The sequence below is a fragment of the Rhizobium sp. BK591 genome, assembly GCF_014195045.1.
Lineage (GTDB): Bacteria > Pseudomonadota > Alphaproteobacteria > Rhizobiales > Rhizobiaceae > Rhizobium > Rhizobium anhuiense.
In genome coordinates, this window is sequence record NZ_JACIAZ010000003.1 from 912,159 (window position 1) to 938,176 (window position 26,018).

Genomic DNA, 26,018 nt, shown 5'->3' on the forward strand with positions numbered 1-26,018 from the left:
CTTCAGTCGCCCGGTGGTTCCGACCAGCCGATCAGCTTTGCCCATTCATTGGCGCCGTCCATGATGATGTCGAACACCGGGTCCTTGATGTCGTAGTAGAAATCGACATCCTCGGGAAAACGGTGGGCGAGCCGCTGCTTGATCAGCGCGTAAGCGTTCGCTGCTACCGGATGGGCGCGCAGGAGGTCTCGGCAGAGCAGGGAGTAGCGCTGATTGAAACGGCCTCTTTGCCGGACATGCAGATTGGCGGCGCGTCCTCTGCTGCGATAGAAGGCCTTGCGCAATTCGCCTTCCGCCAGTTCAAGTCCCGGAGGGCAGTGATCGATGGTGATTGGCCGACGCTCGAAACCGGCCTGTTCGAATGCGTCGGCATCGACATCGGCCAGATCGTTCACGGTCAGTTGGAGATCGATGATATCCTTGGCGGGAAGGCCGGCAACGGCTGTCGAGCCGATGTGATGCAGATAGGCTCCGGCCGGTGCTGCGCCCATGATGGCGTGCTTCAGCGCTGCGAAATCCTCGACCCAGCTTTGTCGCGGCTCTTCGATCTCGATTCGCATCGATAGCCTCAGTTCAGCCCCGATCGCGCCTCGGCCTTCGCCTTGGCGATGTCGCGCAGCGCGTTCGCCAGCACGTCGGGCGTCTGCGCGCCGCTGACGGCATATTGCTGGTCGAAAATGAAGAACGGCACGCCGTTGACGCCCATTTCCTGCGCCGCTTTGATCTCGGCGACGATCAGGTCGCGATCGGCGTCGGAGGCGAGCAACGAGGCGATGACCGAGCGGTCGAGGCCGGCCTTTTCGGCGATATCGAGCAACACGGCGTGGTCGCCGACATTGCGGCCTTCCTCGAAATTCGCCTTGAACAGCGCGCCAACGACCTTGTCCTGCTTCTCGCGGCCTTCGATCATCGCCCAATGGATCAGCCGATGCGCATCGAGCGTGTTCGGGCCGATCTTGATCGCCTCGAAATCGAAGGCGATGCCGACCTCGCGGCCGTAATCGGTGAGCATCTTGTGCGCCTGTGCCACGCGCTCCTCGCCGCCGAGCTTCTCCGCCAGCGCCTTCTTCTGGTCGACGCCTTCCTTGGGATAGTCGGGGTTGAGCCGGTACGGCCGCCAGTTGATGTCGACGCCGATCTCGTCCTGCACCTCGGCGATGGCGAGCTCCAGCCGCGCCTTGCCGAGATAGCACCAGGGGCAGACGACATCCGAGACGACGTCGATGGTGATACGCTCCATGATGATTTTCCTTATTCTCATGCGTCTCCCAAGGGCGACATTTGGCTGGCGGTTCGGCTGATTCTTACTGCACGCTCGTATCCCACCATACCGGCAGCTGGTAGCCGTAGAGCGGCACGCTGTCGGGATGGCCGATGCGCTTGCTGCGGGCCACCCATTGCTGGTCGATGTGGTAGAGCGGCAGCACATAGTGGCCGGAAAGCAGCAGCCGGTCGTAGGAGCGCACCGCCGCGGTGAAATCCTCAGCCGAGCGCGCCCGAAGCAGATGGTCGATCAGCGTATCGATATCGGGGTCTGCGACACCGGCGAAACTGTCGGTGCCTTCGCGGGTTTTGGCGGCTGAAGACCAGCGGCCGAGCTGCTCATTTCCGGGTGACAACGAAGACGTATAGGACTTGATGATCATGTCATAGTCGAAGCTGTTCGTCCGGCTCTGATACTGCGAATCGTCGACGGTGCGGATCGAAGCGGCGATGCCGATCGTCTGCAGCGAACGCTGATAGGCGACGGCAAGCTTCTCCTGGTCGGCATTCTGCGTCATGATCTCGAAAGCGAGCTGGCGGCCGGAGGCATCGAGCATCTTGCCGCCCTGGATCGTATATCCGCCCTGTTTCAGCAGTTCGACGGCCTGCTTCAGCACATTGCGGTCGCGGCCGGAGCCGTCGGTCACCGGCAGCTTGTAGGTGCCGTCGAGAATCTCCGGCGCGATCTTGTCCTTGATCGGCCCGAGCAGGGCAAGCTCGGCCGCATTGGCGGGAACCCCGAAACTCGACAGTTCGGAATTCTGCCAGAAGCTCTGCGTGCGCTTGTAGGCGCCGGAATAGAGGTTTTTGTTCGCCCATTCGAAATCGAACACCAGCGACAGGCCTTCGCGCACCTTGAGATCGGCAAAGATCGGCCGGCGCGTGTTGAACACGAAGCCGAGCATGCCGCTCGGCAGTTTCGGCGTGAATGTGTCCTTGACCACGGCCCCCGAGGTGACGGCGGGGAAATTATAGGCATTGGCCCAATGGCCGGGATTGCCGTCGGGATAGATGTCGACATCGCCCTTCTTGAAGGCCTCGAACAGCGTCGTGTCCTGCAGGAAATACTGGACGGTGATCTGGTCGTAATTGTCGGTGCCGACTTTGGCGGGAATGTCCTTGCCCCAGTAATTCGGATCGCGCTCGTAGGTGATGCTCTCGCCGGGCTTCACCGTCTTTACCTTGTAGGGACCGGAGCCGACCGGCGGCGTCAAGGACGAACGGTCGAAGGTTTCAGGATCGATCGCATGTTTCGGCAGCACCGGGAAAAGACCGAAGATCAGCGGCGTTTCGCGATCGGCCTTGTCGTTGAAGGTGAAGCGCACGCTGTGTTCGCCGACCTTCTCCATCTTGGCGACGACGTTGAGGCGGTTGGCGAAGGGCACGCGGCCCTTGTCGCGCATCAGTTCGAAGGTGAACATCACGTCTTCGGGCGTTACCGGCTGGCCATCGGCCCATTTCGCCTTCGGATTGAGGTTGAACTGAACGAAGCTTCTGTCGTCGTCCCATTCGACTGTCTCGGCAAGCAGCCCATAGAGCGTGAACGGCTCGTCCCTGGAGCGCTGCATCAGCGATTCGTAGACGAGATTGCCATATTCCGGATCCCACATGCCGCGCGCCGTCGTGCGCATGCTCTTCAGGATGAAGGGGTTGAGGCTGTCGAAGGTGCCGACGACGCCATAGGTGATCTTGCCGCCTTTTTTTACGTCGGGATTGACGTAAGGGAAGTGTTTGTAGTCCGCCGGCAAAGCCGGCTCACCGTGCATCGCGATGCCGTGCAGCGGCTCGGCGGCGACAGCGCCGCACAGCAGCGAGAGGACGAGGGGGACGATAATCCGGAGCATTCGGCAATCCTTGATCCGTGAAAAACGGGGCATGATTCACGCGGGAGATTATCATGGGGTCGAGTGATTCCAACACGCAGCGGCGTTTTCTTTGACGTGGCTGCGAAATTGCCTCTCAAATTGCCAAAGAAATGCTGGATATCTTGAACGCTGCGATGTAACAGGTGAACCCGAAGTTTCGGGGTCATGCATTTGCCTTATTTTTTTAAGAGGTGGAGTGCCGAACGACCCGATGGTTGGGGCGGCAAAGACGCTGCCCCGAACGGATATCAGGAGACGGAATTCGTTATGATGTTCAAGTCTGAAAAGAAAATGCGGGCAGCACTGTCCGTTCTGGCAGTGATGTTCGGTGCCGCTTCGGCTCCGGTCTCCTCCTTTGCCCAGGATGCGGCCGCACCGGCGCCTGCCGATGCGCAGGCCTCCGGTGCGCCGAAGCTCGGCTGGTACAAGACCTGCAGCAAGCAGGAAGACAACGACATCTGCGTTGTCCAGAACCTGATCCTCGCCAATGGCGGCCAGCTCGTCACGGCCGTCGGCCTGATCTCGGTTTCCGGCAAGATCAACCGCAAGCTCCTGCAGGTCTCGGTTCCCACCGCACGCCTGATTCCTCCGGGCATCATCATGCAGATCGACGGCGGCAAGGGCCAGAAGCTCGACTACGCTGTCTGCCTGCCGGATAAGTGCACCGCCGAAATCCCGCTGACCGACGCGATGATCGCCAGCCTCAAGAAGGGCAGCGACGTGATCTTCACCTCGATCAACTTCCGCCGCGCCCCGAACCCGATCAAGATTTCGCTTGAAGGCTTCACCGGCGCTTATGACGGCGAACCCGTTTCGGAATCCAAGCTCGCTGAAAGCCAGCGCAGCCTGCAGGACAGCATGCAGAAGAAGGCCGAGGAAGCTCGCAAGAAGCTGGAAGACGCCCAGAAGGCAGCCAAGGCGCAGTAATCCTGCCATCATCTTTGAACAGAAACCCGGCTTCGCGCCGGGTTTTTTGTTGCGCCACGAAAAAGGCCTCGCCGGGAGTGTGCGAGGCCTTGTTTCCTGCGGTCGGTCAGCCTGATTTAGTGGGCGAAGCTCATCTTGGGTTTGAACTGCCCTGACGGGGCCTGATCGAAAATCTGGTAGATCTGTGGGTTGCGAAGCGGCGCGCCGCTTTCGTCATTCATCAGGTTCTGCTCGGAGACATAAGCGACATATTCGCTTTCATCATTTTCGGCGAGCAGGTGATAGAAGGGTTGGTCCCTGCTCGGGCGCACCTCGGCCGGAATGGAATTCCACCATTCCTCCGTATTCGCGAACTCCGGATCAACGTCGAAGATGACGCCGCGAAACGGAAAAACCTTGTGCCGAACCACTTCGCCAATGCTGAACTTTGCTACTCTTTCTTTCATGGTACGACTTCCTTTCATCACCGAATTTGGTGATTGGTGTCGCGCAAATCAAGATTTGTGCGCGAGTTCGTCACATGAACGTCATATCCTCCTACTGCATAATTCCTTAGATCGGAATCGATTTAAGGACAAAATTATGCAGCACTCCAAGTGCTACAGCGTCTTTTGCGCGTCTCAAAGCCGCGCGGCGCTGTGGTGGCGTCCATGACCTGGGAGGTGAAAGCCCCGGCGAACCGGGACTTTCGGTCTTCGCAGCCGATCAGGCTGAATAGTACATGTCGTATTCGACCGGATGCGGCGTCATTTCGAAACGCATCACCTCGGCCATCTTCAGTTCGATGAAGGCATCGATCTGGTCGTCGTCGAAAACGCCGCCGGCTGTCAGGAACTTGCGGTCCTTGTCCAGGCTTTCGAGCGCTTCGCGCAGTGAACCGCAGACGGTCGGGATCTTCTTCAATTCCTTCGGCGGCAGGTCGTAGAGATCCTTGTCCATGGCCTTGCCGGGATGGATCTTGTTCTTGATGCCGTCGAGGCCGGCCATCAGCATAGCGGCGAAGGCGAGATAGGGGTTGGCGGTCGGATCCGGGAAACGGACTTCGACGCGCTTGGCCTTCGGGTTGGAGCCGAACGGAATGCGGCAGGAGGCCGAGCGGTTGCGGGCCGAATAGGCGAGCAGCACCGGTGCTTCGTAACCCGGGACGAGACGCTTGTAGGAGTTCGTCGACGGGTTGGTGAAAGCGTTGATCGCCTTGGCATGCTTGATGATGCCACCGATGTAGAACAGGCAACTCTCGGAGAGGCCTGCATATTCGTCGCCGGCAAAGGTCGGCTTGCCACCCTTCCAGATCGACTGGTGCACGTGCATGCCCGAGCCGTTGTCGCCGAAGATCGGCTTCGGCATGAAGGTCGCCGTCTTGCCGTAGGCATTGGCCACCTGATGCACGACATATTTGTAGATCTGCATCTTGTCGGCGTTGCGCACCAGCGTATCGAACTTGATGCCGAGTTCGTGCTGGGCGGCAGCGACTTCATGGTGATGCTTTTCGACGACGACGCCCATCTCGGAGAGCACCGTCAGCATTTCCGAACGCATGTCCTGGGCGCTGTCGACCGGAGGAACCGGGAAATAGCCGCCCTTGACGCGCGGGCGATGGCCGAGGTTGCCGGTTTCGTAATCGGTGTCGTCGTTCGACGGCAGTTCGGTCGAATCGAGCTTGAAGCCGGTATTGTAGGGATCGGCCTTGTACTTGACGTCGTCGAAGACGAAGAACTCGGCTTCCGGGCCGACGAAGATCGTGTCGCCGATGCCGGATGCCTTGAGGTAGGCTTCGGCCTTCTTGGCGGTGCCGCGCGGATCGCGGTTATAGGCCTCGCCGGAAACCGGATCGAGGATATCGCACATGATGACCATGGTCGACTGAGCGAAGAACGGGTCCATATGCACCGTCTCGGTATCGGGCATCAGCACCATGTCGGACTCGTTGATGGCCTTCCAGCCGCCGATCGAGGAGCCGTCGAACATCACGCCGTCGGCGAACATGTCCTCGTCGACGCAGACGACGTCCATCGTCACATGCTGCAGCTTGCCCTTCGGGTCGGTGAAACGCAGATCGACGAACTTGACGTCGTTTTCCTTGATCTGCTTCAGAATTTCGCTTGCGGTCGCCATTAATTAGTTTCCTCCGATTTGCGATGACGGTGTAGGTCGGCGGTGACGGTAACGGACTTTGCGCAATTGGCAAAGTGGTCAGATGGCATCGATGCCGGTCTCGCCGGTACGGATGCGGATAACCTCTTCGACGTTGGAGACGAAGATCTTTCCGTCGCCGATGCGGCCGGTCTGCGCCGCCTTGCGGATCGCGTCGATGACGGCCTCCGCGTTCTCGTCGGCCAGCACGACCTCGACTTTTACCTTCGGCAGGAAATCGACGACGTATTCGGCTCCGCGGTAGAGTTCCGTGTGGCCCTTCTGACGGCCGAAACCCTTGGCTTCCGTGACTGTGATACCCTGCAGGCCGACTTCCTGAAGGGCTTCCTTCACTTCGTCCAGCTTGAAAGGCTTAATGATCGCTTCGATCTTTTTCATGAGAAAATGTCTCTCCGCTTCTCCCGTTATGGCAGGAATTTTCCCGCTCGCCGGATATGATGCAGATATCGTGCCAGTTTGAAATCCATCTTATCGAAAAAAGGCGTCGATTTTGTCGAAACAGCCGCGTTTGCGGGGAATTTCATGTCGTTTTGGTGACGGAACAGGTGAAAAAACATTGTCTCTGATCAAAAACACATCCGAAACCGAAAAAGCCAGGTATTTTCGCAACTGCGAATACACGAATCTGGAAGATTAAAATATAAGCAAATGCCTAAAATGCGTCCTTCGCTTTGATGTTTCAGGCGGTTGTTTTTTAGGCGTTTTTCGATTGAATAGGGTGATGAGTAAAGATCTGTCCCAGCTCCTCCTGACGCCTGCCGAAATGGCTGCCGTCGATGCCGCCGCTGCCGCCTCCGGCATCGATTCCTTCGGCCTGATGGAGAAGGCGGGTGCCGCGGTTGCAGCTGCCGCGCTGCGACGTCATCCCGACGCTTTTCGTTTCGTCGTGCTTTGCGGTCCCGGCAACAATGGCGGCGACGCCTATGTCGCGGCACGACATCTGCAGCAAAGCGGAGCGGCGGTGGCGCTGTTCCATCTGGGTGATCCCGCGAAGCTGAAGGGCGATGCCGCCCGTGCCCGAGCCGGCTGCGCGCTTAAGGGACTGGAACTCGGCATCTACCAACCCGAAACCGGCGATGTCGTTATCGACGGTCTGTTTGGGGCGGGGCTCGGCCGCGAGGTCCCGGTCGAAGTGCGCGCGCTGATCGGACGCGTCACCGCGGCCGGTCGTCCGGTGCTCGCCATCGATCTGCCCTCCGGCCTCGATGGCCGCACCGGCAAGGTGCTGGGGGCTGCCTTCCAGGCCTGCAGCACCGTCACCTTCATGACGCGTAAGCCCGGCCATCTGCTGATGCCGGGCCGGGAGCTTTGTAATGAATTGGAGGTTTTCGATATCGGCATTCCGACCCGCATCATCCGCGCTGAGGCTGCCGGTCTTATCGCCGAGAACACGCCCGATGCCTGGAAGGGTCTGCTGCCGGCCGAGCAGCTCGAAACCCACAAATACAAGCGCGGTCATCTGGTCGTGTTCTCGGGCGAGGCGGACAAGACGGGTGCTGCGCGCATGTCGGCGACCGCGGGCCTGAAGGCCGGCGCCGGCCTGGTGACGATCGCCGCTCCCCGCGCGGCGATCTCCGCCAATGCGGCGCATCTCACCGCCGTCATGCTGCATGCCATCGACGACGAGGTCGACCTCGGCGGCTGGCTCACCGACAAGCGGCTGCAGACTTTCGTTCTCGGCCCCGGGTTTGGCATCGGCGCCAGGGCGCGCGGCTTCGTCTCCGCTCTTGCCGATCGCCATCTGGTACTCGATGCCGACGGCATTTCCTCGTTCAAGGACGATCCGCAACAATTGTTTGATCTTTTCCGCGGTGAGCCGCGTCTGGTGCTGACGCCGCACGAGGGTGAATTCGCGCGGCTCTTTCCCGATATCGGCAGCGATGATGCGCTCGGCAAGGTGGACAAGGCTGTCGCTGCTGCCCGCCGCGCCAATGCAGCGATCGTTTACAAGGGGGCCGATACTGTCATCGCCGCGCCGGATGGACGTGCGCTCATCAATACCAATGCCCCGGTCTGGCTTGCCACCGCCGGTTCCGGCGATGTGCTCGCCGGCATCATCGGCGGATTGCTCGCCCAGGGCTTGCCGACCTTCGAGGCCGCGGCGGCCGGCGTCTGGCTGCATGGCGAGGCCGGCCAACGCGCCGGCAAGGGGTTGACGGCGGAGGAGCTTGCCGCCCACGTCTTGCCGCTTTAGCCCGCACGATGCTTCAGCTTCGGGCCGCGATGCGTTAGCTTCGGGCCGCCGGTGCTTTGAGCCCCGGGCCAAGTCTCACCAAGCTTATTTCGCCAGCGCTTGCTGCAGGGCGATCGCTCCGTGTGGCGCATTGACTTTGCCCTCATGGATCATGAAGGCGAAGACGTCGCGCGGCTCGGTCTTCACTTTGCGATCGGCATCGATCAGCGGCAGGTCATCGGGGATCTTGCCTTCGGCCCAGGTCTCCAGTCGCTTTGCCCAGGCCTTCAGCTCCTTGTCCGGATAGCAGGTGGCAATGTCGTCCGATCCCTTCTGCAGCCTGGCATAGACGAAATCCGCCGTGACGTCGGCGATCATCGGATATTCGAAATGTTCGGCACAAACAGGCGCCACCCCATATTTCGCCAGCAGGCCCACGAATTCCGGCACCTTGAAGGAATCGTGCCGCACCTCGACCACGTGGCGCAGCGCCAGCCCGTCCTGTTTTGCCGGCAGCAGCTTCAGGAAGGCCTCGAAATCTTCCGGATCGAACTTCTTCGTCGGTGCAAATTGCCAGAGCAGCGGCCCAAGATGATCGCCGAGTTCGCTGATACCCGATGTCAGGAACCGCTCCATCGATTCACCGGCTTCGGCAAGCACCCGCCGATTGGTGACGAAACGCGTCGCCTTCAGCGAAAAGATGAAGCCATCGGGCACGTCTGCCGCCCATTTGGCGAAGACTGCAGGCTTCTGGGTGCTGTAATAGGTGCCGTTGACCTCGATGACCTTCAGCTGGCGGCTGGCATAATTCAGCTCGTCTTTCTGTTTCAGGTCATCAGGAAAGAAATGCCCGCGCCAGGGCTCGAAGGTCCAGCCGCCGATGCCGGTGCGGATAGTGCCGGATTTCGTCATGTCGTCCTCCCCGTTGGCAGCCGCTCAGGCCGCATCGATTTCTTTCGTCATGTCGACGAGCGTCCATCCTGGCCGATAAGGGCTCGGCCGACGACCCGTTTCCTGAAAACCGAAGGCGCGATAGAGCGCGATGTTCCGCTCCATCCGCGCATTCGTGTAGAGCCGGATTTCCGGCACTGCCCATTCCCGCGCCTTGCCCTCCAGCCAGCGCAGCATCGCCAACCGTGCCCGCCGCCCTGAAAGGCCGGCGAGACCGCGATGCTGAACAGCATGAGGTGATCGGAATGCTGCTCGACCACCACCAGGCCGGCCGTTTCGTCGCCGACCTCGCGCAGCCAGACCTCGCCGCGTTCGATGCGCGGCGCGTAATCCTCCGTCACCGGGATCGGCGCAGCGCCGAAGAGTTCGGTATAGGGCCGATAGGCGGCAGCTGTCAGCGTCGCGATCATTTCCAGATCATCGGGCGACGCTGGCCTCATCGTCATTCCGCCGCAACCGCCTTCTTCGCCGGCCGCCGTTCCAGCAATTCCTTCAGGAAGTGTCCGGTATAGGAGCGCTTTTCCTTGACGATCGCTTCCGGCGTGCCGGTCGCGACGATCTCGCCGCCGCCATCGCCGCCTTCGGGGCCGAAATCGAGCACCCAGTCGGCGGTCTTGATGACTTCGAGATTGTGCTCGATCACCACCACCGAATTGCCCTGGTTGACCAGTTCGTGCAGCATTTCGAGCAGCTTGGCCACGTCGTGGAAATGCAGGCCGGTCGTCGGCTCGTCGAGAATGTAGAGCGTGCGTCCCGTCGAGCGTTTCGACAGCTCCTTGGCAAGCTTGACACGCTGCGCCTCGCCGCCCGAGAGCGTATTGGCCTGCTGGCCGACCTTGATGTAACCGAGGCCGACATCCTTCAGCGATTGCAGCTTGTCGCGCACGGCGGGCACCGCCGCGAAGAAATCGACGCCTTCCTCCACCGTCATGTCGAGCACGTCGGCGATCGACTTGTGCTTGAAGGTGACGTCGAGCGTCTCTCTGTTGTAACGCTTGCCATGGCAGACGTCGCAGGTGACGTAGACATCGGGCAGGAAGTGCATCTCGATCTTGATGACGCCGTCGCCCTGGCAGGCCTCGCAGCGTCCGCCCTTGACGTTGAAGGAGAAGCGGCCCGGCTGGTAGCCGCGGGCCTTTGCCTCCGGCAGGCCGGCGAACCAGTCGCGGATCGGCGTGAAGGCGCCGGTATAGGTCGCCGGGTTCGAGCGCGGCGTGCGGCCGATCGGCGACTGGTCGATGTCGATCACCTTGTCGATATGCTCGAAACCGTCGATGCGATCGTGATCGGCCGGGTTTTCACGTGCGCCCATGACGCGGCGCGCTGCCGACTTATAGAGCGTTTCGATCAGGAAGGTGGACTTGCCGCCGCCGGAAACACCGGTCACCGCCGTGAACACCCCGAGCGGGATCGATGCCGTGACGTTCTTCAGATTGTTGCCGCGCGCGCCGACCACCTTGATCTCGCGGCCCTTTTTCGGCTTGCGGCGTTCATCGGGAACGGGAACGCCGAGTTCGCCCGAGAGATATTTGCCGGTCAGCGAGTTCGGACTGTCCATGATGTCCTGCGGTGTGCCATGGGCGATGACCTGGCCGCCGTGAATGCCGGCAGCCGGGCCGATGTCGACCACGTCGTCGGCCGTCAGGATCGCATCCTCGTCATGTTCGACGACGATGACGGTGTTGCCGATGTCGCGCAGGTGCTTCAGCGTGTCGAGCAGCCGGGCATTGTCTCGCTGATGCAGGCCGATCGACGGCTCGTCGAGCACGTAGAGCACGCCTGTCAGCCCTGAGCCGATCTGCGAGGCAAGCCGGATGCGTTGGCTCTCGCCGCCCGACAGCGTGCCGGAATTGCGCGACAGGCTGAGATATTCCAGGCCGACATCGTTGAGGAAGCGCAGGCGGTCGCGGATTTCCTTGAGGATGCGCACGGCGATCTCGTTCTGCTTGGCATTGAAGCTTGCCGGCAGCGCCTCGAACCAGTCGCGGGCGACGCGGATCGACATCCCGGTCACTTCGCCGATATGCAGCGTGTCGATCTTCACCGCCAAGGCCTCAGGCTTCAGGCGGAATCCGTTGCAGGAAGGGCATGGGGCGGCCGACATGAAGCGCTCGATATCCTCGCGCGCCCAGGCGGAATCGGTCTCCTTCCAGCGGCGCTCGAGATTGGTGATGATGCCCTCGAAATTCTTCTGCGTCGTGTAGGAACGGGCGCCATCGGCATAATGGAATTCGATCTTGTCGTTGGTGCCGTTGAGGATAACGTCCTTGGCCTCGTCGGAAAGCTCGTTCCAGCGGGTGCCGAGCTTGAAGCCGTAATGTTTGCCGAGCGCTTCCAGCGTCTGATTGTAATAGGGCGAGGTCGACTTCGCCCAGGGCGCGATCGCCCCGTCGCGCAGCGTCCGTTCGGGTTCGGGCACGATCAGGTCCGGATCGATTTTCTGCTGGGCGCCGAGGCCGTCGCAGGTCGGGCAGGCGCCGAAGGGATTGTTGAAGGAAAACAGCCGCGGCTCGATCTCGGGAATGGTGAAGCCCGAGACAGGGCAGGCGAACTTCTCCGAAAACAGCACGCGTTCATGCGTCTCGTTCAGCGACTTGTTGGCCGAGCCGCCGGCCGACGTCTCTTCCGGCGGCAGCGGCTTGTCGGCGAATTCGGCGACCGCCAGCCCGTCGGCAAGCTTCAGGCAGGTCTCCAGGCTGTCCGCCAGACGCGCCGAGACATCCGAGCGCACGACGATGCGGTCGACCACCACGTCGATGTCATGCTTGTATTTCTTGTCGAGCACCGGCGCCTCGGCGATCTCGTAGAACTGGCCGTCGACCTTGACGCGCTGGAAGCCCTTCTTCATCAGCTCCGCCAGTTCCTTCTTGTATTCGCCCTTGCGTCCGCGCACGAGCGGCGCAAGAATATAAAGACGGGTGCCCTCGCCGAAATCGAGGATGCGGTCGACCATCTGGCTGACGGTCTGGCTCTCGATCGGCAGGCCGGTCGCCGGCGAATAGGGAACGCCGACGCGGGCAAAGAGCAGGCGCATATAGTCGTAGATCTCGGTGACGGTGCCGACCGTCGAGCGCGGATTGCGCGAGGTGGTCTTCTGCTCGATCGAGATCGCCGGCGACAGCCCGTCGATCTGGTCGACGTCGGGCTTCTGCATCATTTCGAGGAACTGCCGGGCATAGGCCGACAGGCTCTCGACATAACGCCGCTGGCCTTCGGCGTAGATCGTGTCGAAGGCGAGCGAGGATTTGCCGGACCCCGAAAGCCCGGTCATGACGATCAGCTTGTTACGCGGCAGATCGAGATCGATGCTCTTGAGATTATGCTCGCGCGCGCCGCGGATGGAGATCGTCTTCAGTTCGCTCATCGTCTCTGCTTTGGTTTTCTGGATAACAGCCCTTATTTAGTGATGCCGACGGGCGAGTCGAGGCTGAATATCCGGGAAGGCTCAAGGTTTTCGATTCTGTTGACAGGATCATACGGATAAACTAGAACAAATAAAGAACAAAATTCCTGATGAATGCATGCGGCTTTCTGATGGATAAACATGTGGATTAAATGCCGCCCATGCGCATCGGCGGTCCGTGATGGTTTAAGGTGCGCCGATCGATTAAACGCCGCCGGGCAGGGCGGCAGGCAGGGTGAGAAGTATGGCTGGTAGCGTGAATAAGGTAATTCTGGTTGGAAACGTGGGTGCAGACCCCGAAATCCGCCGCACTCAGGATGGCCGGCCGATCGCCAATCTTCGTATCGCGACCTCGGAGACCTGGCGCGACCGCAATTCCGGCGAGCGCCGTGAAAAGACCGAATGGCATACTGTCGTCGTCTTCAACGAAGGCCTCTGCAAGGTTGTCGAACAATATGTGAAGAAGGGCGCCAAGCTTTATATCGAAGGCCAGCTGCAGACCCGCAAGTGGCAGGACCAGCAGGGCCAGGACCGCTACAGCACCGAAGTGGTGCTGCAGGGCTTCAATTCGACGCTGACGATGCTCGATGGCCGCGGTGAAGGCGGCGGTGCCAGCTCCGGTTTCGGCGGCGGCCGCGGCAGCAGCGGCGGCAATGATTATGGCGACGACTACGGCGCGCCGGCTCCCTCTTCATCCCCGAGCCGCGGCGGCGCTGGCGGCGGCAATTTCTCGCGGGATCTCGACGACGATATCCCGTTCTAAAGTGAGGTACGCCGACCTCGGAGAATCACGGGAAGAGCATGCTGGAATTGTCCGGCCTCTTTGCCCTCGGGCTCGGTTCGGCGGGTCGCCAAATGGTCTTATGCGTGATTTTCTTGGTTCCAGATGGTCGCCGACTTAAAAGCGCTGTGATCAGTCAGAACTGGTGTCGGGAATAGACGGAATCACTGTATCCGGGGTAGTGATCTTTTCAGGCTTTCGGGGGATTCGCTGATGGGGTCGTTTTCTATTTGGCATTGGTTAATCGTTTTTCTATTTTTTGGATTGCCAATTTGGTTTGCTGTTCGATCAGCTAAGAGAACAACTGACCCAGTCAACGGTCCATCGGGTTTCGGCGGGTGGCTTCTGCTTTTAGCAATAGCAGAGGTCATGGGGCTACTTAAGACACTAGCTTCTGTTGCGAGCTCGATGGAAACTTACGCTAAATATAGTGCTGTCGAAGGAGGTGAATTGGTGGCTGTTGGCGAGGCGGCCTTAAGTTTTGCCCTTGTGATACTTCAGGTGGTGGTAATCTGGTTTATGTTTAAGAAGGACAGAATGTTTCCAAGGCTGTTTTTCTATCAATGGATAGCCATCCCAGTCGCCTTCGTGCTCGATCTTGCACTTGTTTCCTCTGTGCTGGGGGTCAGTGTTAATCAACTTCTGAAAGCCGAGGTTGTTGGACCGAGCGTAGCTGCGTTCATCGTCACCGGTTTGTGGGTGTGGTACGTGTCCAAATCCGTAAGGGTTCGGAACACGTTTAGCCACCAAGCCCGCGTTCAGCACGAGATATTCTCGTAGAAGGCGACGATTTGATCCGTTGTCTCTCCTTCAGTTTACACTCCATGTTCTGTTTTTCCGTTCCGACCGGTGGTCCCACGGGTGGCGGTGCTTCGGAGCATGATGTCCCAAAGACGGCGTCAGTGCTCTCTGTGATTTTTTACCGCTCAATGCGGCGTCGCGCTGATCAGATTGAGCGCCGATTTCGCGCCATCGACGACGAACTGGGCGGCGAGGGCGGCGAGGATGACGCCGAGAAGCCGTGTCAGGATCGCCCGGCCGGTGACGCCGAGGAAACGGTCCAGCCGTTCGGCGACGAGCAGCATGAGGAAGGTCAGCAGCAGATTGGCAGCAAGAACGCCGATCAGTTGCGCTTTTCCGACGGAGGTGGCGAGCGTTCCAGCAAGCAGGATCGTCGCCGAGATCGCGCCCGGGCCGGCAATCAGCGGCAAGGCGAGGGGAAAGACGGCGATATTTTCGATATGATCCTTGGTGATCGCCACCTCGGTGGCCTTCTCCTTGCGGTCCTGGCGCTTCTCGAACACCATCTCGAAGGCGATCCAGAACAAGAGCAGCCCGCCGGCGATGCGGAAGGCGCCGATCGAAATCCCCAGCACGCTGAGCACGCCGGCGCCGAACAGCGCGAAGACGGCGAGAATGATGAAGGCGATGGTCGAGCCACGCAGCGCTACCTGTGTGCGCTCACTGCGGCTCATGCCTGTCGTCAGGCCTAGAAAGATCGGTGCGAGACCGGGCGGATCGATGGTGACGAGCAGCGTCGTGAAGGCGTTGATCAATTGGTCGGCGCTTGCCATCGTCTCTCCGGAACCCCATATAGTCACTTGGTTTTTATGATTGTGAAGCGGGGATTCCGATTTGGCAAATTTCCCGCGGCGGCCGGGGGCGGATTTGTCCGGTCCGGCCGCGCAACTTATGTGTTTTACCCTCTTTAAGCCGCAAAAGCCTGTTCAAAACGCGCTGTGAAAATTGGCGTGGGAACAGGCTTTCCGCTATAAATCTTCAAGTGATTCTAGAAGAGATCGTGATCTGTTTTGACTGAGCAAACACCCCCCGGCGGCGGGAAGCTCCCGCCAGGCATCGAGCCCATCTCCATCATGGAGGAAATGCAGCGGTCGTATCTCGATTACGCCATGAGCGTCATCGTCAGCCGCGCGCTGCCCGACGTGCGCGACGGCCTGAAGCCCGTGCACCGGCGCATCCTCTACGGCATGTCCGAGCTCGGCATCGACTGGAACAAGAAATACGTCAAATGCGCCCGCGTCACCGGTGACGTGATGGGTAAATACCATCCGCACGGCAATACTGCGATCTATGATGCGCTCGCCCGCATGGCGCAGCCCTGGTCGCTGCGTCTGCCGCTGATCGACGGCCAGGGCAATTTCGGCTCGGTCGATGGCGATCCGCCGGCGGCTGAACGTTACACCGAATGCCGCCTCGAAAAGGCTGCCCATTCGCTGCTCGACGATCTCGACAAGGAAACCGTCGACTTCCGCGACAACTACGACGGCACGCTCTCCGAGCCGGTCGTGGTGCCCGCCAAGTTTCCCAACCTGCTCGTTAACGGCGCCGGTGGCATCGCTGTCGGCATGGCGACGAACATCCCGCCGCACAATCTCTCTGAAGTCATCGACGGCTGCATCGCGCTGATCGACGACCCGGCAATCGAGCTGCCGGAACTGATGCAGATCATCCCTGGCCCCGACTTCCCGACGGGTGCGAAGATCCTCGGCCGTGCCGGCATCCGCTCGGCTTACGAGACCGGCCGCGGCTCCGTCATCATGCGCGGCGTCGCCGCCATCGAGCCGATGCGCGGCGACCGCGAGCAGATCATCATCACCGAGATTCCCTATCAGGTGAACAAGGCGACGATGATCGAGAAGATGGCCGAACTGGTGCGCGACAAGCGCATCGAAGGCATCTCCGATCTGCGCGACGAATCCGACCGCCAGGGTTATCGCGTCGTCGTCGAGCTGAAGCGCGACGCCAATGCCGAGGTCATCCTCAACCAGCTCTATCGTTACACGCCGCTGCAGACGTCCTTCGGCTGCAACATGGTGGCGCTGAACGGCGGCAAGCCCGAGCAGCTGACGCTGCTCGATATGCTGCGCGCTTTCGTCTCCTTCCGCGAAGAAGTCGTTAGCCGGAGAACGAAATTTCTGCTGCGCAAGGCGCGCGACCGCGCCCATGTGTTGGTCGGTCTCGCCATTGCCGTCGCCAATATCGACGAGGTCATCCGCGTCATCCGCCAGGCGCCCGATCCGCAGTCGGCCCGCGAAGAGCTGATGACCCGCCGCTGGCCGGCGGCAGATGTCGAAAGCCTGATCCGTCTGATCGACGATCCACGCCATCGCATCAACGACGACCTGACCTACAATCTCTCCGAGGAACAGGCCCGCGCCATCCTCGAACTGCGCCTTGCCCGCCTGACGGCCCTCGGCCGCGACGAAATCGGCGACGAACTCAACAAGATCGGCGACGAAATCAAGGATTACCTCGATATTCTTTCTTCGCGCGTCCGCATCCAGACCATCGTCAAGGATGAACTCACCGCCGTCCGCGACGAGTTCGGCACGCCGCGCCGCACCGAGATCGTCGATGGCGGCCTCGAAATGGACGACGAGGATCTGATCGCCCGCGAAGACATGGTCGTCACCGTCTCCCATCTCGGTTACATCAAGCGCGTGCCGCTGACCACCTACCGCGCCCAGCGCCGCGGCGGCAAGGGCCGCTCCGGCATGACCACCCGCGACGAGGATTTCGTTAGCCGGCTGTTCGTAGTCAATACCCATACGCCGGTCCTGTTCTTCTCTTCGCGTGGCATCGTCTACAAGGAAAAGGTCTGGCGCCTGCCGATCGGCACGCCGACCTCGCGCGGCAAGGCGCTGATCAACATGCTGCCGCTCGCCCCCGGCGAGCGTATCACCACCATCCTGCCCTTGCCCGAGGACGAGACGAGCTGGGACAATCTCGACGTCATGTTCTCGACGACGCGCGGCACGGTTCGCCGCAACAAGCTGTCGGACTTCGTCCAGGTCAACCGCAACGGCAAGATCGCCATGAAGCTCGAGGAGGAGGGCGACGAAATCCTCTCCGTCGAGACCTGCACGGATCAGGATGACGTGCTGCTGACGACGGCGCTCGGTCAGTGCATCCGCTTCTCCGTCGACGACGTCCGCGTCTTTGCCGGCCGCAACTCGATAGGTGTGCGCGGCATCAATCTCGGCGATGGCGACCGCATCATCTCGATGACGATCGTCGGTCATGTCGATGCCGAGCCGTGGGAGCGTGCTGCCTATCTCAAGCGTTCCGCGACCGAACGTCGGGCGACGGGCGTGGATGAAGAGGATATTGCGCTGGTTGGCGAAGAAGTCACCGAAGAGGGGCAGCTTTCCGACGAGCGTTATGAAGAGCTGAAGGCACGCGAGCAGTTCGTGTTGACGGTCTCGGAAAAAGGCTTCGGCAAGCGTTCGTCCTCCTATGATTTCCGCATCTCCGGCCGCGGCGGCAAGGGCATCCGCGCCACCGATACGTCGAAAACCGGCGAGATCGGCGAACAGGTCGCGGCCTTCCCTGTTGATGACGGCGACCAGATCATGCTGGTCTCCGATCGTGGCCAACTGATCCGCGTGCCGGTCGGCGGCATCCGCATCGCCAGCCGCGCCACCAAGGGCGTCACCATCTTCTCCACCGCCAAGGACGAGAAGGTTGTTTCGGTCGAGCGCATCAGCGAGCCGGAGGAAGACGAGACGGAGGAGGCTGTCGAGGTCGCCGAAGGCGCCCCTGCGACCGATGAAGGCGCCACCGATCAAGGCCCGGTTGCCGATGGCGATCCGGCCGGGCCTGCCGCGGAATGATCACATGAAGGGGGCGGCTTCGAGCCGCCCATTTCTTTTCAAGCGCCCATTTCTTTTCAAGTCCGGGGATGGTTCAGATCATACCCAAAGAAAAAGCCGGATGCTGGGTGCATCCGGCTTTGAATGGCCCTGGCGACGGAAGGGTGCCGCTCGAGGGTGGGAAGTGGGTGGTCAGAGAGGAAGGTCAGAATGCTCTATGTTTTTCGTTCAGAGCTTTCACCTCTTCGCCTTCACGCCGAAGCGCTGAGATCGTCGAGGCCACGGACACGATGAACATCACGCTGATGAGGGCGGTGAGCACTGTCAAGATCGTGAACATAGGCATTCCTTTCCTGGGGAGTTGCGTTCTCGCCCCTCAGTACTGGCCCAGCACGGCCGTCCGGGCCGAAGCATAGGGACCATAAACCTTGGACGTATCGACCTTCTGATCATAGAGAGCGACGGTTGCGGTCAGCATGCCCGTGACCATTACCATCCAGAGCAGGTTAATCATCGTAATCTTACCGGGCATCTTTAGTCCTTCCTGCCGCGCTGATCGCATCTATGGGGTCGGTTGAATGAACGCATCCGTTTGAAAATGGTTCCGCGGATGTTGAGGGGGTGTTTACCAATGGCGATCTGAAGCCTCCTTGAATGTCTCGTTCATCTGGCGTTCAGATTCGAAGCCCGTTTTCGCGCAGCCGGCCCTGGGCGCGCACGATCGCCGCATGTTCGGCAAGCTCCGGCCGCACCCAGCTCACCTCATATCGATCGGCGAAATAGCCATAGGCCATCTCGGCGGCGAGGGAGGAAACGACGGCAAGTGCAACAAGCACGATCAGCATGGACTTGGTCTTTCAGGGAGCGCCGGATGCCGGAATGGCATCGGCTGAATTTGATGATCCGAGTAAAGCAGATCCTGTCTGAAACGGCCTTGAACGGACCATTCATCCGCCGTTCAACCGCCTGCCAATTCAAAATGATAGAACGTCCTTGGCGTGTCCGGATGGACGTGCGGCACTCTCGCCGGACCTGCCCAAATCACTTGCGGCAGAGCGGCATCCGTGACAAAAGGCGTCAAATCAACGGTCTGGTCACATGACGACAGCTTTCTATCCTGGGTCTTTCGACCCGATCACCAATGGGCATGTGGATGTTCTGGTCCAGGCGCTGAACGTCGCCGAAAAGGTGATCGTCGCGATCGGCATCCATCCCGGCAAGGCGCCGCTCTTCTCCTTCGAAGAGAGAGCTGAGCTGATCCGCCGTTCGCTGGCTGAAGCGCTGCCCGGCAAGACCGGTGACATCACCGTCGTCGCCTTCGACAATCTGGTCGTCGATGCCGCCCGCACCCATGAAGCAACACTGTTGATCCGCGGTCTTCGCGACGGCACCGACCTTGATTACGAAATGCAGATGGCCGGAATGAATCGGACGATGGCGCCCGATATCCAGACCATCTTTTTGCCGGCGGGCACGGCCTCGCGGCCCATAACCGCCACATTGGTCCGCCAGATCGCCGCCATGGGCGGCGATGTCAGCGCTTTCGTGCCGGCCGCCGTCTTGCAAGCCCTCACATCCAAGCGCCCAAACTAGTAAGAACAAAGACTAGCAAGCGCAAAGACCAGGCGGAACCCGCCGCAATGGAGCTCATATGAAACTCTTTTATCTCGCATTTGCCGGCGTGCTGTATCTCGCCTCCTTCGCCGGAGATGCCTTCGCCCAGTCGGCCGATCACTATCTCACCATCCAGCTGAAGAACGGCCCCGTCGTCATTCAGTTGATGCCTGAGGTGGCGCCGAAGCATGTCGCCCAGATCGAAGCACTGGCAAAGAAGGGCGAATACGACAACGTCGCATTCCACCGCGTGATCGACGGTTTCATGGCTCAGACCGGCGACGTCAAATACGGCAATATGGAAAAGGGCTTCGATGCGAGCCTCGCCGGCACCGGCTCTTCCGATCTGCCTGACATTCCGGCTGAATTCTCCAAGACCCCGTTCGTGCGCGGCACGGTCGGCATGGCCCGTTCGCAGGATCCGAATTCCGCCAATTCGCAGTTCTTCATCATGTTCGCCGACGGTTCCTTCCTGAACGGCCAGTACACCGTCGTCGGCAAGGTCGTTTCCGGTATGGAGAATGTCGACAAGATCAAGCGCGGCGAAGGCCAGAACGGCGAAGTCAAAAGTCCCGACCGGATGATCAAGGTCACCCTGGGCAAGAAGTAAGTTACGAGAGAAACAAGAGGAGAAGGCAATGGCCGAGATCAAGGATCCCGAAAACACCATCATTCTGGAAACCACCAAGGGCAAGGTTGTCATTCAGCTTTTGCCGCAGGTCGCCCCGGAACATGTCGCCCGCATCAAGGAACTCGCCCGCGAGAAGGCCTATGACGGCGTCGTCTTTCACCGCGTCATCCAGGATTTCATGGCCCAGACGGGCGATGTCGAATTCGGCAAGAAGGGCTCGGAAACCTTCAACCCCAGCCGCGCCGGCATGGGCGGCTCCTCCAAGCCGGATCTGAAGGCAGAATTCTCGGCAACCACCCATACGCGCGGTACCTGCTCGATGGCCCGTTCGCAGAACCCGAACTCGGCCAACTCTCAGTTCTTCATCTGCTTTACCGACGCGCCGTGGCTGAACAAGCAGTATTCCGTCTGGGGCCAGGTCATCGAAGGCATGGACAACGTCGACAAGATCAAGCGCGGCGAGCCGGTTTCCGATCCGGACTCGATCGTCTCCATGCGGGTTGCCGCCGACGTCTGATTGTGATTTCTGCTGAAACCCGCCCTTGCGCGAAAGCGTGGGGCGGGTTTCGCTTTGCCTGAAAGTGCCCTGATGCGCGTAGACCTTTTCGATTTCGACCTGCCTGATGAACGCATCGCGTTGCGGCCCGCCGAGCCGCGCGACAGCGCGCGGCTGCTCGTCGTCGATCCGAATGTGGAAACCATCCGGGATTATCGCGTCGGCGATCTGCCGTCTTTTCTGCGGCCCGGTGACGCGCTCGTCTTCAACGACACCAAGGTTATTCCGGCCCAGCTCGAGGGCATTCGCCATCGAGAGGGTGCTGGCGGCCAGCAGGTGTCGGCGACGCTGCACATGCGTATCGGCGCCAACAAATGGAAGGCTTTCGCCAAGCCCGGCAAGCGCATCAAGGAAGGCGACCGCATCGCCTTCGGCCATAGCGGCGAAAGCTGCATGATCGGCTCGCTTGACGCGACGGTGGAAGAAAAGGGCGAGGCCGGCGAAGTGACACTGGCCTTCGATCTCTCAGGCCCCGCACTGGACGAAGCGATTGCCAGCGTCGGTCACATACCGCTGCCGCCCTATATCGCCGCCAAGCGGCCGGAGGATGAACGCGATCGCGCCGACTATCAGACCATCTATGCGCGGGAGGAGGGCGCTGTCGCAGCCCCCACGGCCGGCCTGCATTTTACACCCGCTTTGTTCGAGGCGCTCGACAAGGCCGGTGTCGAACGCCATTTCGTGACGCTGCATGTCGGGGCCGGCACCTTCCTGCCCGTCAAGGCCGATGATACCGCCGATCACAAAATGCATCTCGAAAGCGGTTATGTCGGCGCCGAAACCGCCGCCCGGCTGAACGCCGTAAAGCAAAGAGGGGGACGCATCATTTGCGTCGGCACCACCTCACTGCGGCTGATCGAGAGCGCGACGCAAGACAGTGGCGAAATTCGCGCCTGGAGCGGCGCCACCGGCATTTTCATCACGCCGGGTTACCGCTTCAAGGCCGTCGACATGCTGATGACCAATTTCCACCTGCCGCGTTCGACGCTCTTCATGCTGGTCTCGGCCTTTTCAGGCCTCGACACTATGCGCGCCGCCTATGACCACGCCATCCAGACGGGCTACCGCTTCTATTCCTATGGCGATGCCAGCCTTCTCTTCCGGAAAGATTAGATGACCGACCGCTTCCAATTCACGCTTGACAAGACCGATGCCGGCGCCCGCCTCGGCAAGATCTCCATGCCGCGCGGCGAGATCCGCACGCCGGCCTTCATGCCGGTCGGCACCGTCGGTACGGTCAAAGCCATGTATCTCGACCAGGTGCGGGAGACCGGCGCTGACATCATCCTCGGCAATACCTATCACCTGATGCTGCGCCCGACGGCCGAGCGCGTCGCCCGCCTTGGCGGCCTGCATAAGCTCATCCGTTGGGAACATCCGATCCTGACGGACTCCGGCGGGTTCCAGGTCATGTCGCTGTCCGGCCTGCGCAAGCTCGACGAGCAGGGCGTCACCTTCAAATCGCATGTCGACGGCAGCCTGCACCACATGTCGCCGGAGCGCTCCATAGAAATCCAGGGGCTGCTCGGCTCCGACATCCAGATGCAGCTCGATGAATGCGTGGCGCTGCCGGCCGAGGCGAAAGAGATTGAGCGCGCCATGGAAATGTCGCTGCGCTGGGCCGAACGCTGCCGGGTGGCCTTCGGCGAGCAGCCCGGCAAGGCGATGTTCGGCATCGTCCAGGGCGGCGACATCCCGGCGCTGCGTATCCGTTCGGCCGAGGCGTTGAGCCAGCTCGACCTCAAGGGCTATGCGATCGGCGGCCTCGCCGTCGGCGAGCCGCAGGATGTCATGCTGCAGATGCTGGAAACGACACTGCCGGTCCTTCCTCTGGAAAAGCCGCGTTACCTCATGGGTGTCGGCACGCCGGATGATATTCTGAAATCGGTTGCGCGCGGCATCGACATGTTCGACTGCGTCATGCCCACTCGCTCCGGCCGCCATGGCCTGGCCTTTACCCGCCGCGGCAAGGTCAACATCCGCAATGCCCGCCATGCCGAGGATATGCGCCCGCTCGACGAACAGTCGAATTGTCCGGCCTCACGCGATTATTCGCGTGCCTATCTGCACCATCTCGTCCGCTCCAACGAGGCGCTCGGCGGCATGCTGCTCTCCTGGAACAACCTCGCCTATTACCAGGAACTGATGCAGGGCATCCGCAAGGCGATCGCCGAAGGCCGCTTCGCCGATTTCATGGCGGAAACGCAGGAGGAATGGGCAAGAGGCGATCTCCAGCCCGTGTGATCCCGATCAAACCTGTTTGATCTCGATCGAACCTGTTTGATCCAATCCAAGGAGGTTGGATCGATCGGGATCAAATACCCTTGCTGTCCGCATCTGGGATGATCTGCACGCCGTTGATCCGGTAGCTGCCATCCGGCTGGCGGGTGATCTGGTAGATCGCCGTCCAGTCTTTGCCATCGCGGCCTGAAATCAGTACTTCGTGATAGATCAGCGCGCCGTTGTCGATCGAGCGGCTGCGGCCGAAGGCGTAGTTGCCGGGATGATAGACCGGCTCGTAGCTCTTCTTTACCATGGCGAAGAACAGGTTCTTGTCGGGATACATCGCCCTGATGCCGGGAGCGGCGAAGGAATAGGCGGTCTCGGCATCGTCCTTGAGGAAGGCCTTGATCTGTTCCTCGATCATCGTCCGCGTCGTGTCGATCGGGTCTTCGGCGCGGGCCGAGACGATGGAGAGGAGGGACGCGGCACACAGAATAAGAACTGCGAAGAAGGCGCGCATGGGTTGATCTCCAGCTCTATCGGAGAATAATCCCCGATAGAGCTGAAGTGTAGGCGATTTCCAAAGCAATGCCAGCAAAAGTGCGCAGCGGTTTGCGTCCGGAATTGCGTAAAACAAAAAATGAGAGCGGTTCTGTGCTTCCATGAAAACTGAACCGGCCTACCGCAAGCAAAACAGACTTTACGACCAGCGCCGGAAGAGGGCGCTGGCGTTCACTCCACCGAAGCCGAAACCATTGGTGATGGCATAGTCCATGGTGAGCGGCCGCGCCGTCTTGCCGACGATATCGATGCCGTCGGCGGCCGGATCAGCCTCATCCAGGTTGCGGGTCGGCGGCGCGATCTGGTCGCGCAGCGCCAGGATGGTGAAGATCGCCTCCAGCCCGCCGGCAGCCCCGAGCAGGTGGCCGGTCGCCGATTTCGTCGCGCTGACGGCAATGCCGCCATTGCGGCCGAAGACCGTGCCGATCGCTGCGATCTCGCCCCTGTCACCGACGGGTGTCGAGGTCGCATGCGCGTTCAGGTGTTTGACGTCGGAAGCGGAAATCTTCGCTTGGCAGAGCGCCGCCTCCATCGCCCGTCGCGCACCGTCGCCGTCTTCAGGGCCTGAGGTCATATGGTAGGCGTCCGCCGCCGTGCCGTAGCCGACGAGTTCGGCGAGCGGTGTGGCGCCGCGGGCAAGTGCGTGCTCCAACGTTTCGATGACCAGAATGCCGGCGCCTTCGCCCATGATGAAACCGTCTCGCGCCGTGTCGAAGGGCCGCGACGCCAGCTCCGGCGTTTCGTTGAAGCCGGTGGAAAGGGCGCGTGCGGCGGCAAAGCCGCCGAGGCTCACCTTGTCGATACAGGCCTCGGCGCCACCGCAAATCGCCACATCCGCCTCGCCGGAGCGGATCAGCCGCGCCGCATCGCCGATTGCCTGGACGCTGGCGGCGCACGCCGTCACCGGAGCGCCGAGCGGCCCCTTGAAGCCGTAGCGGATGCTGACCTGGCCGGCGGCGAGGTTGACGAGAAAGGAGGGCACGGTGAAGGGCGACAGGCGTCGGACGCCGCGCGTCTCGCCGATCCGTACTGCTTCGGCGATCGCCGGAAAGCCGCCGACGCCCGACGCGATGATGGTCGCGGTGCGTTCACGCTCGCCTTCGTCGGTCGGCATCCAGCCGGCCTGCTTGACCGCTTCCTCCGTCGCCGCCATGGCGAAATGGATGAAGCGGTCCATCTTCTTCTGGTCCTTGGGCGTGATGTATCGGTCGGGATCGAAGCCGGCTTGCGCATCCTCGGTTATGCCGGGAACGATACCGCCGACCTTGGCCGCTAGCTCGCCGACGATGTCTTCCGCCAATACCCGCAGCCCCGAACCTCCGTCGAGAAGGCGCTTCCAGGCGGGCTCGATGCCGGTGCCGAGTGGCGAGACAAGTCCCATGCCGGTGACAACGATGCGGTCCATTCTGTTCTCCTTCTATGCGTCGATGCCGAGATACCAGGCGCGCATGCGGGCGATCCGCGCGTGCACCTCGTCATCGGCGGCGGGGCCTGCAAGCAGGCTGGTGTTTTCGGGTGTCACCTGTTCGCCGGTGCGCGCGTCGACCAGCACGGTCTCGCGCTCTTTGCCGGACGCGGCATCGCCCAAGAGAAAGGCGAGGTCCCCTTCCGGAATATGCCGGCTTCCCCAGGAAAACAGCGTCATCAGGACGGGAAAGAAATCGCGGCCCTTTTCCGTCAGCCGATATTCGTAGCGGGCAGGGCGCTGCTGGTAGAGCCGCCGTTCAAACAGGTCCTGATCCGTCAGGTGTTTCAGCCGCCGCGCCAGGATGTTCGGCGCCACGCCGAGGCTCTTCTGGAATTCGTCGAAGCGCGACAGTCCTTGGAAGGCGTCGCGCAGGATCAAGATGCTCCACCAGTCACCGACGCTGTCGAGCGCGCGTGCCGCCGGGCATTTGAAATCGCTGAAGCTTGTTCGCTGCATGGCGATGTCACTACATTAGTGACTATCATAATGCAAGTTACTATCGGGACTCGCGCTCGAAAATCCGGGCGAGCACGATGCCGGTGACGAGCATACCGACTGCCACGAAGATCGTATCGCCTGGCGAGCCGATATAAAGCGGCCCGATATTGGCAAAGAGCAGGAAGGCGATGAGGAAATTGACCCAGCCCCAGACGACATTGGCTGTCGGCGAACCGAGCTTTGCGAATGGAGTGCGGAAGGGCCGGCCGCTGACGCCGTTGACGAAATGCGGGATGCCATTGGTCAGAAAGGCCGCGGCGATGAAATGGGCGATATAGGCGATCCAGGGCAAAGGCTTCTCCGGTGCTGCGAGTGGCATTGACGGAGGAATGTGGCC

At 60.8% G+C, this 26,018-nt stretch carries 26 protein-coding genes and 1 pseudogene; 10 read left to right on the forward strand and 17 right to left on the reverse strand.

Annotated elements, in window-relative coordinates:
- Positions 1–2 precede the first annotated feature (2 nt).
- The 3 genes from FHX10_RS17820 to FHX10_RS17830 all read right to left on the reverse strand — a co-directional run bounded on the left by FHX10_RS17820 (position 3) and on the right by FHX10_RS17830 (position 3,107).
- The gene (locus tag FHX10_RS17820) at positions 3–560 is read right to left on the reverse strand and encodes a GrpB family protein (protein WP_184389961.1); all 558 of its coding nucleotides are present in this window, start codon (positions 558–560) and stop codon (positions 3–5) included.
- 8 nt (positions 561–568) lie between these two features.
- Positions 569–1,240: a DsbA family oxidoreductase gene (locus FHX10_RS17825; RefSeq protein ID WP_184389964.1), complete on the reverse strand. Its 672-nt coding sequence runs from the start codon at positions 1,238–1,240 to the stop codon at positions 569–571.
- A gap of 64 nt (positions 1,241–1,304) precedes the next feature.
- Positions 1,305–3,107, reverse strand: a complete 1,803-nt coding sequence (locus tag FHX10_RS17830; protein WP_184389966.1) for an extracellular solute-binding protein — start codon at positions 3,105–3,107, stop codon at positions 1,305–1,307.
- A gap of 288 nt (positions 3,108–3,395) precedes the next feature.
- Between FHX10_RS17830 and FHX10_RS17835 the strand changes: the two genes are divergently transcribed.
- Complete coding sequence (locus FHX10_RS17835) at positions 3,396–4,055, forward strand: invasion associated locus B family protein (protein ID WP_047615121.1); 660 nt, start codon at positions 3,396–3,398, stop codon at positions 4,053–4,055.
- 116 nt (positions 4,056–4,171) lie between these two features.
- On the opposite strand, the gene hspQ is transcribed toward FHX10_RS17835, so the two are convergent.
- The 3 genes from hspQ to FHX10_RS17850 all read right to left on the reverse strand — a co-directional run bounded on the left by hspQ (position 4,172) and on the right by FHX10_RS17850 (position 6,587).
- On the reverse strand, positions 4,172–4,501 hold the full coding sequence (hspQ, locus tag FHX10_RS17840) for a heat shock protein HspQ (RefSeq protein ID WP_063475575.1): 330 nt from the start codon (positions 4,499–4,501) through the stop codon (positions 4,172–4,174).
- Between the two features lie 259 nt (positions 4,502–4,760).
- Positions 4,761–6,170 carry a type I glutamate--ammonia ligase gene (glnA, locus tag FHX10_RS17845; protein WP_028756888.1) on the reverse strand — a complete coding sequence of 470 codons (1,410 nt, stop codon included), beginning with the start codon at positions 6,168–6,170 and terminating at the stop codon, positions 4,761–4,763.
- A gap of 78 nt (positions 6,171–6,248) precedes the next feature.
- Positions 6,249–6,587: a P-II family nitrogen regulator gene (locus FHX10_RS17850; RefSeq protein ID WP_003539626.1), complete on the reverse strand. Its 339-nt coding sequence runs from the start codon at positions 6,585–6,587 to the stop codon at positions 6,249–6,251.
- Positions 6,588–6,930: 343 nt separating this feature from the next.
- On the opposite strand from FHX10_RS17850, the gene FHX10_RS17855 reads away from it, so the two are divergent.
- Complete coding sequence (locus FHX10_RS17855; RefSeq protein WP_184389969.1) at positions 6,931–8,403, forward strand: NAD(P)H-hydrate dehydratase; 1,473 nt, start codon at positions 6,931–6,933, stop codon at positions 8,401–8,403.
- Positions 8,404–8,487: 84 nt separating this feature from the next.
- On the opposite strand, the gene FHX10_RS17860 is transcribed toward FHX10_RS17855, so the two are convergent.
- The 3 genes and pseudogenes from FHX10_RS17860 to uvrA form a co-directional block, all read right to left on the reverse strand.
- Complete coding sequence (locus tag FHX10_RS17860) at positions 8,488–9,294, reverse strand: DUF72 domain-containing protein (protein WP_028756886.1); 807 nt, start codon at positions 9,292–9,294, stop codon at positions 8,488–8,490.
- Positions 9,295–9,318: 24 nt separating this feature from the next.
- Positions 9,319–9,779: pseudogene (locus FHX10_RS17865) on the reverse strand (N-acetyltransferase family protein).
- The gene (uvrA, locus tag FHX10_RS17870; protein ID WP_063475577.1) at positions 9,776–12,697 is read right to left on the reverse strand and encodes an excinuclease ABC subunit UvrA; all 2,922 of its coding nucleotides are present in this window, start codon (positions 12,695–12,697) and stop codon (positions 9,776–9,778) included. Before uvrA ends, FHX10_RS17865 begins: the two are co-directional and overlap by 4 nt.
- A gap of 283 nt (positions 12,698–12,980) precedes the next feature.
- On the opposite strand from uvrA, the gene FHX10_RS17875 reads away from it, so the two are divergent.
- Together FHX10_RS17875 and FHX10_RS17880 are read left to right on the forward strand one after the other, a co-directional pair.
- Entirely contained in the window at positions 12,981–13,499 is a 519-nt protein-coding gene (locus tag FHX10_RS17875; RefSeq protein WP_025554957.1) for a single-stranded DNA-binding protein, read from the forward strand.
- A gap of 231 nt (positions 13,500–13,730) precedes the next feature.
- The gene (locus FHX10_RS17880; RefSeq protein WP_025554956.1) at positions 13,731–14,297 is read left to right on the forward strand and encodes a DUF2569 family protein; all 567 of its coding nucleotides are present in this window, start codon (positions 13,731–13,733) and stop codon (positions 14,295–14,297) included.
- 146 nt (positions 14,298–14,443) lie between these two features.
- On the opposite strand, the gene FHX10_RS17885 is transcribed toward FHX10_RS17880, so the two are convergent.
- Positions 14,444–15,091 (reverse strand): MarC family protein, encoded by a 648-nt coding sequence (locus FHX10_RS17885; protein WP_018242015.1) that lies wholly within the window; start codon positions 15,089–15,091, stop codon positions 14,444–14,446.
- A 237-nt stretch (positions 15,092–15,328) separates the two neighbouring features.
- Between FHX10_RS17885 and gyrA the strand changes: the two genes are divergently transcribed.
- Complete coding sequence (gene gyrA / locus FHX10_RS17890; protein ID WP_184389972.1) at positions 15,329–18,151, forward strand: DNA gyrase subunit A; 2,823 nt, start codon at positions 15,329–15,331, stop codon at positions 18,149–18,151.
- Between the two features lie 184 nt (positions 18,152–18,335).
- Here gyrA and FHX10_RS35475 read toward each other — a convergent pair whose 3' ends face one another.
- From FHX10_RS35475 to FHX10_RS35195, 3 genes are all read right to left on the reverse strand, one after another.
- Entirely contained in the window at positions 18,336–18,470 is a 135-nt protein-coding gene (locus FHX10_RS35475; RefSeq protein ID WP_018445350.1) for a hypothetical protein, read from the reverse strand.
- Positions 18,471–18,506: 36 nt separating this feature from the next.
- A complete protein-coding gene (locus FHX10_RS17895; RefSeq protein WP_164735989.1) occupies positions 18,507–18,662 on the reverse strand; it encodes a hypothetical protein in 156 nt (51 codons plus the stop codon).
- A 142-nt stretch (positions 18,663–18,804) separates the two neighbouring features.
- A complete protein-coding gene (locus FHX10_RS35195) occupies positions 18,805–18,975 on the reverse strand; it encodes a hypothetical protein (RefSeq protein ID WP_244604870.1) in 171 nt (56 codons plus the stop codon).
- Between the two features lie 253 nt (positions 18,976–19,228).
- Here FHX10_RS35195 and coaD point away from each other — a divergent pair, with 253 nt between their 5' ends.
- From coaD to tgt, 5 genes are all read left to right on the forward strand, one after another.
- Entirely contained in the window at positions 19,229–19,723 is a 495-nt protein-coding gene (gene coaD, locus FHX10_RS17905) for a pantetheine-phosphate adenylyltransferase (protein WP_184389975.1), read from the forward strand.
- A gap of 58 nt (positions 19,724–19,781) precedes the next feature.
- The gene (locus FHX10_RS17910; protein WP_028756878.1) at positions 19,782–20,354 is read left to right on the forward strand and encodes a peptidylprolyl isomerase; all 573 of its coding nucleotides are present in this window, start codon (positions 19,782–19,784) and stop codon (positions 20,352–20,354) included.
- Positions 20,355–20,382: 28 nt separating this feature from the next.
- On the forward strand, positions 20,383–20,892 hold the full coding sequence (locus FHX10_RS17915) for a peptidylprolyl isomerase (RefSeq protein ID WP_028756879.1): 510 nt from the start codon (positions 20,383–20,385) through the stop codon (positions 20,890–20,892).
- A gap of 72 nt (positions 20,893–20,964) precedes the next feature.
- Positions 20,965–22,044: a tRNA preQ1(34) S-adenosylmethionine ribosyltransferase-isomerase QueA gene (gene queA, locus FHX10_RS17920; RefSeq protein WP_028756880.1), complete on the forward strand. Its 1,080-nt coding sequence runs from the start codon at positions 20,965–20,967 to the stop codon at positions 22,042–22,044.
- A complete protein-coding gene (gene tgt / locus FHX10_RS17925) occupies positions 22,045–23,175 on the forward strand; it encodes a tRNA guanosine(34) transglycosylase Tgt (RefSeq protein ID WP_028756881.1) in 1,131 nt (376 codons plus the stop codon). It begins immediately after the preceding gene.
- Positions 23,176–23,245: 70 nt separating this feature from the next.
- Here the strand turns inward: tgt and FHX10_RS17930 are convergent, their stop codons facing one another.
- From FHX10_RS17930 to FHX10_RS17945, 4 genes are all read right to left on the reverse strand, one after another.
- Positions 23,246–23,674 carry a DUF4864 domain-containing protein gene (locus tag FHX10_RS17930; RefSeq protein WP_047615141.1) on the reverse strand — a complete coding sequence of 143 codons (429 nt, stop codon included), beginning with the start codon at positions 23,672–23,674 and terminating at the stop codon, positions 23,246–23,248.
- Positions 23,675–23,854: 180 nt separating this feature from the next.
- Positions 23,855–25,120 carry a beta-ketoacyl-ACP synthase II gene (gene fabF, locus FHX10_RS17935; protein WP_184389977.1) on the reverse strand — a complete coding sequence of 422 codons (1,266 nt, stop codon included), beginning with the start codon at positions 25,118–25,120 and terminating at the stop codon, positions 23,855–23,857.
- A gap of 12 nt (positions 25,121–25,132) precedes the next feature.
- Complete coding sequence (locus tag FHX10_RS17940) at positions 25,133–25,639, reverse strand: winged helix-turn-helix transcriptional regulator (protein WP_063475579.1); 507 nt, start codon at positions 25,637–25,639, stop codon at positions 25,133–25,135.
- Positions 25,640–25,679: 40 nt separating this feature from the next.
- Positions 25,680–25,973 carry a hypothetical protein gene (locus tag FHX10_RS17945; protein WP_047615435.1) on the reverse strand — a complete coding sequence of 98 codons (294 nt, stop codon included), beginning with the start codon at positions 25,971–25,973 and terminating at the stop codon, positions 25,680–25,682.
- Positions 25,974–26,018: the final 45 nt, after the last annotated feature.

What these genes read in the sequence shown, in the direction of transcription:
- fabF (WP_184389977.1), bottom strand. Translation starts at nt 25,120, where the DNA reads ATGGACCGCATCGTTGTCACCGGCATGGGACTTGTCTCGCCACTCGGC.
- FHX10_RS17835 (WP_047615121.1), top strand. Translation starts at nt 3,396, where the DNA reads ATGATGTTCAAGTCTGAAAAGAAAATGCGGGCAGCACTGTCCGTTCTG.
- FHX10_RS17830 (WP_184389966.1), bottom strand. Translation starts at nt 3,107, where the DNA reads ATGCTCCGGATTATCGTCCCCCTCGTCCTCTCGCTGCTGTGCGGCGCT.
- FHX10_RS17860 (WP_028756886.1), bottom strand. Translation starts at nt 9,294, where the DNA reads ATGACGAAATCCGGCACTATCCGCACCGGCATCGGCGGCTGGACCTTC.
- FHX10_RS17850 (WP_003539626.1), bottom strand. Translation starts at nt 6,587, where the DNA reads ATGAAAAAGATCGAAGCGATCATTAAGCCTTTCAAGCTGGACGAAGTG.
- uvrA (WP_063475577.1), bottom strand. Translation starts at nt 12,697, where the DNA reads ATGAGCGAACTGAAGACGATCTCCATCCGCGGCGCGCGCGAGCATAAT.
- FHX10_RS35195 (WP_244604870.1), bottom strand. Translation starts at nt 18,975, where the DNA reads ATGCTGATCGTGCTTGTTGCACTTGCCGTCGTTTCCTCCCTCGCCGCC.
- hspQ (WP_063475575.1), bottom strand. Translation starts at nt 4,501, where the DNA reads ATGAAAGAAAGAGTAGCAAAGTTCAGCATTGGCGAAGTGGTTCGGCAC.
- glnA (WP_028756888.1), bottom strand. Translation starts at nt 6,170, where the DNA reads ATGGCGACCGCAAGCGAAATTCTGAAGCAGATCAAGGAAAACGACGTC.
- FHX10_RS17940 (WP_063475579.1), bottom strand. Translation starts at nt 25,639, where the DNA reads ATGCAGCGAACAAGCTTCAGCGATTTCAAATGCCCGGCGGCACGCGCG.
- FHX10_RS17930 (WP_047615141.1), bottom strand. Translation starts at nt 23,674, where the DNA reads ATGCGCGCCTTCTTCGCAGTTCTTATTCTGTGTGCCGCGTCCCTCCTC.
- queA (WP_028756880.1), top strand. Translation starts at nt 20,965, where the DNA reads ATGCGCGTAGACCTTTTCGATTTCGACCTGCCTGATGAACGCATCGCG.
- tgt (WP_028756881.1), top strand. Translation starts at nt 22,045, where the DNA reads ATGACCGACCGCTTCCAATTCACGCTTGACAAGACCGATGCCGGCGCC.
- FHX10_RS17915 (WP_028756879.1), top strand. Translation starts at nt 20,383, where the DNA reads ATGGCCGAGATCAAGGATCCCGAAAACACCATCATTCTGGAAACCACC.
- FHX10_RS17910 (WP_028756878.1), top strand. Translation starts at nt 19,782, where the DNA reads ATGAAACTCTTTTATCTCGCATTTGCCGGCGTGCTGTATCTCGCCTCC.
- FHX10_RS17820 (WP_184389961.1), bottom strand. Translation starts at nt 560, where the DNA reads ATGCGAATCGAGATCGAAGAGCCGCGACAAAGCTGGGTCGAGGATTTC.
- coaD (WP_184389975.1), top strand. Translation starts at nt 19,229, where the DNA reads ATGACGACAGCTTTCTATCCTGGGTCTTTCGACCCGATCACCAATGGG.
- FHX10_RS35475 (WP_018445350.1), bottom strand. Translation starts at nt 18,470, where the DNA reads ATGTTCACGATCTTGACAGTGCTCACCGCCCTCATCAGCGTGATGTTC.
- FHX10_RS17885 (WP_018242015.1), bottom strand. Translation starts at nt 15,091, where the DNA reads ATGGCAAGCGCCGACCAATTGATCAACGCCTTCACGACGCTGCTCGTC.
- FHX10_RS17895 (WP_164735989.1), bottom strand. Translation starts at nt 18,662, where the DNA reads ATGCCCGGTAAGATTACGATGATTAACCTGCTCTGGATGGTAATGGTC.
- FHX10_RS17875 (WP_025554957.1), top strand. Translation starts at nt 12,981, where the DNA reads ATGGCTGGTAGCGTGAATAAGGTAATTCTGGTTGGAAACGTGGGTGCA.
- FHX10_RS17825 (WP_184389964.1), bottom strand. Translation starts at nt 1,240, where the DNA reads ATGGAGCGTATCACCATCGACGTCGTCTCGGATGTCGTCTGCCCCTGG.
- FHX10_RS17880 (WP_025554956.1), top strand. Translation starts at nt 13,731, where the DNA reads ATGGGGTCGTTTTCTATTTGGCATTGGTTAATCGTTTTTCTATTTTTT.
- FHX10_RS17855 (WP_184389969.1), top strand. Translation starts at nt 6,931, where the DNA reads ATGAGTAAAGATCTGTCCCAGCTCCTCCTGACGCCTGCCGAAATGGCT.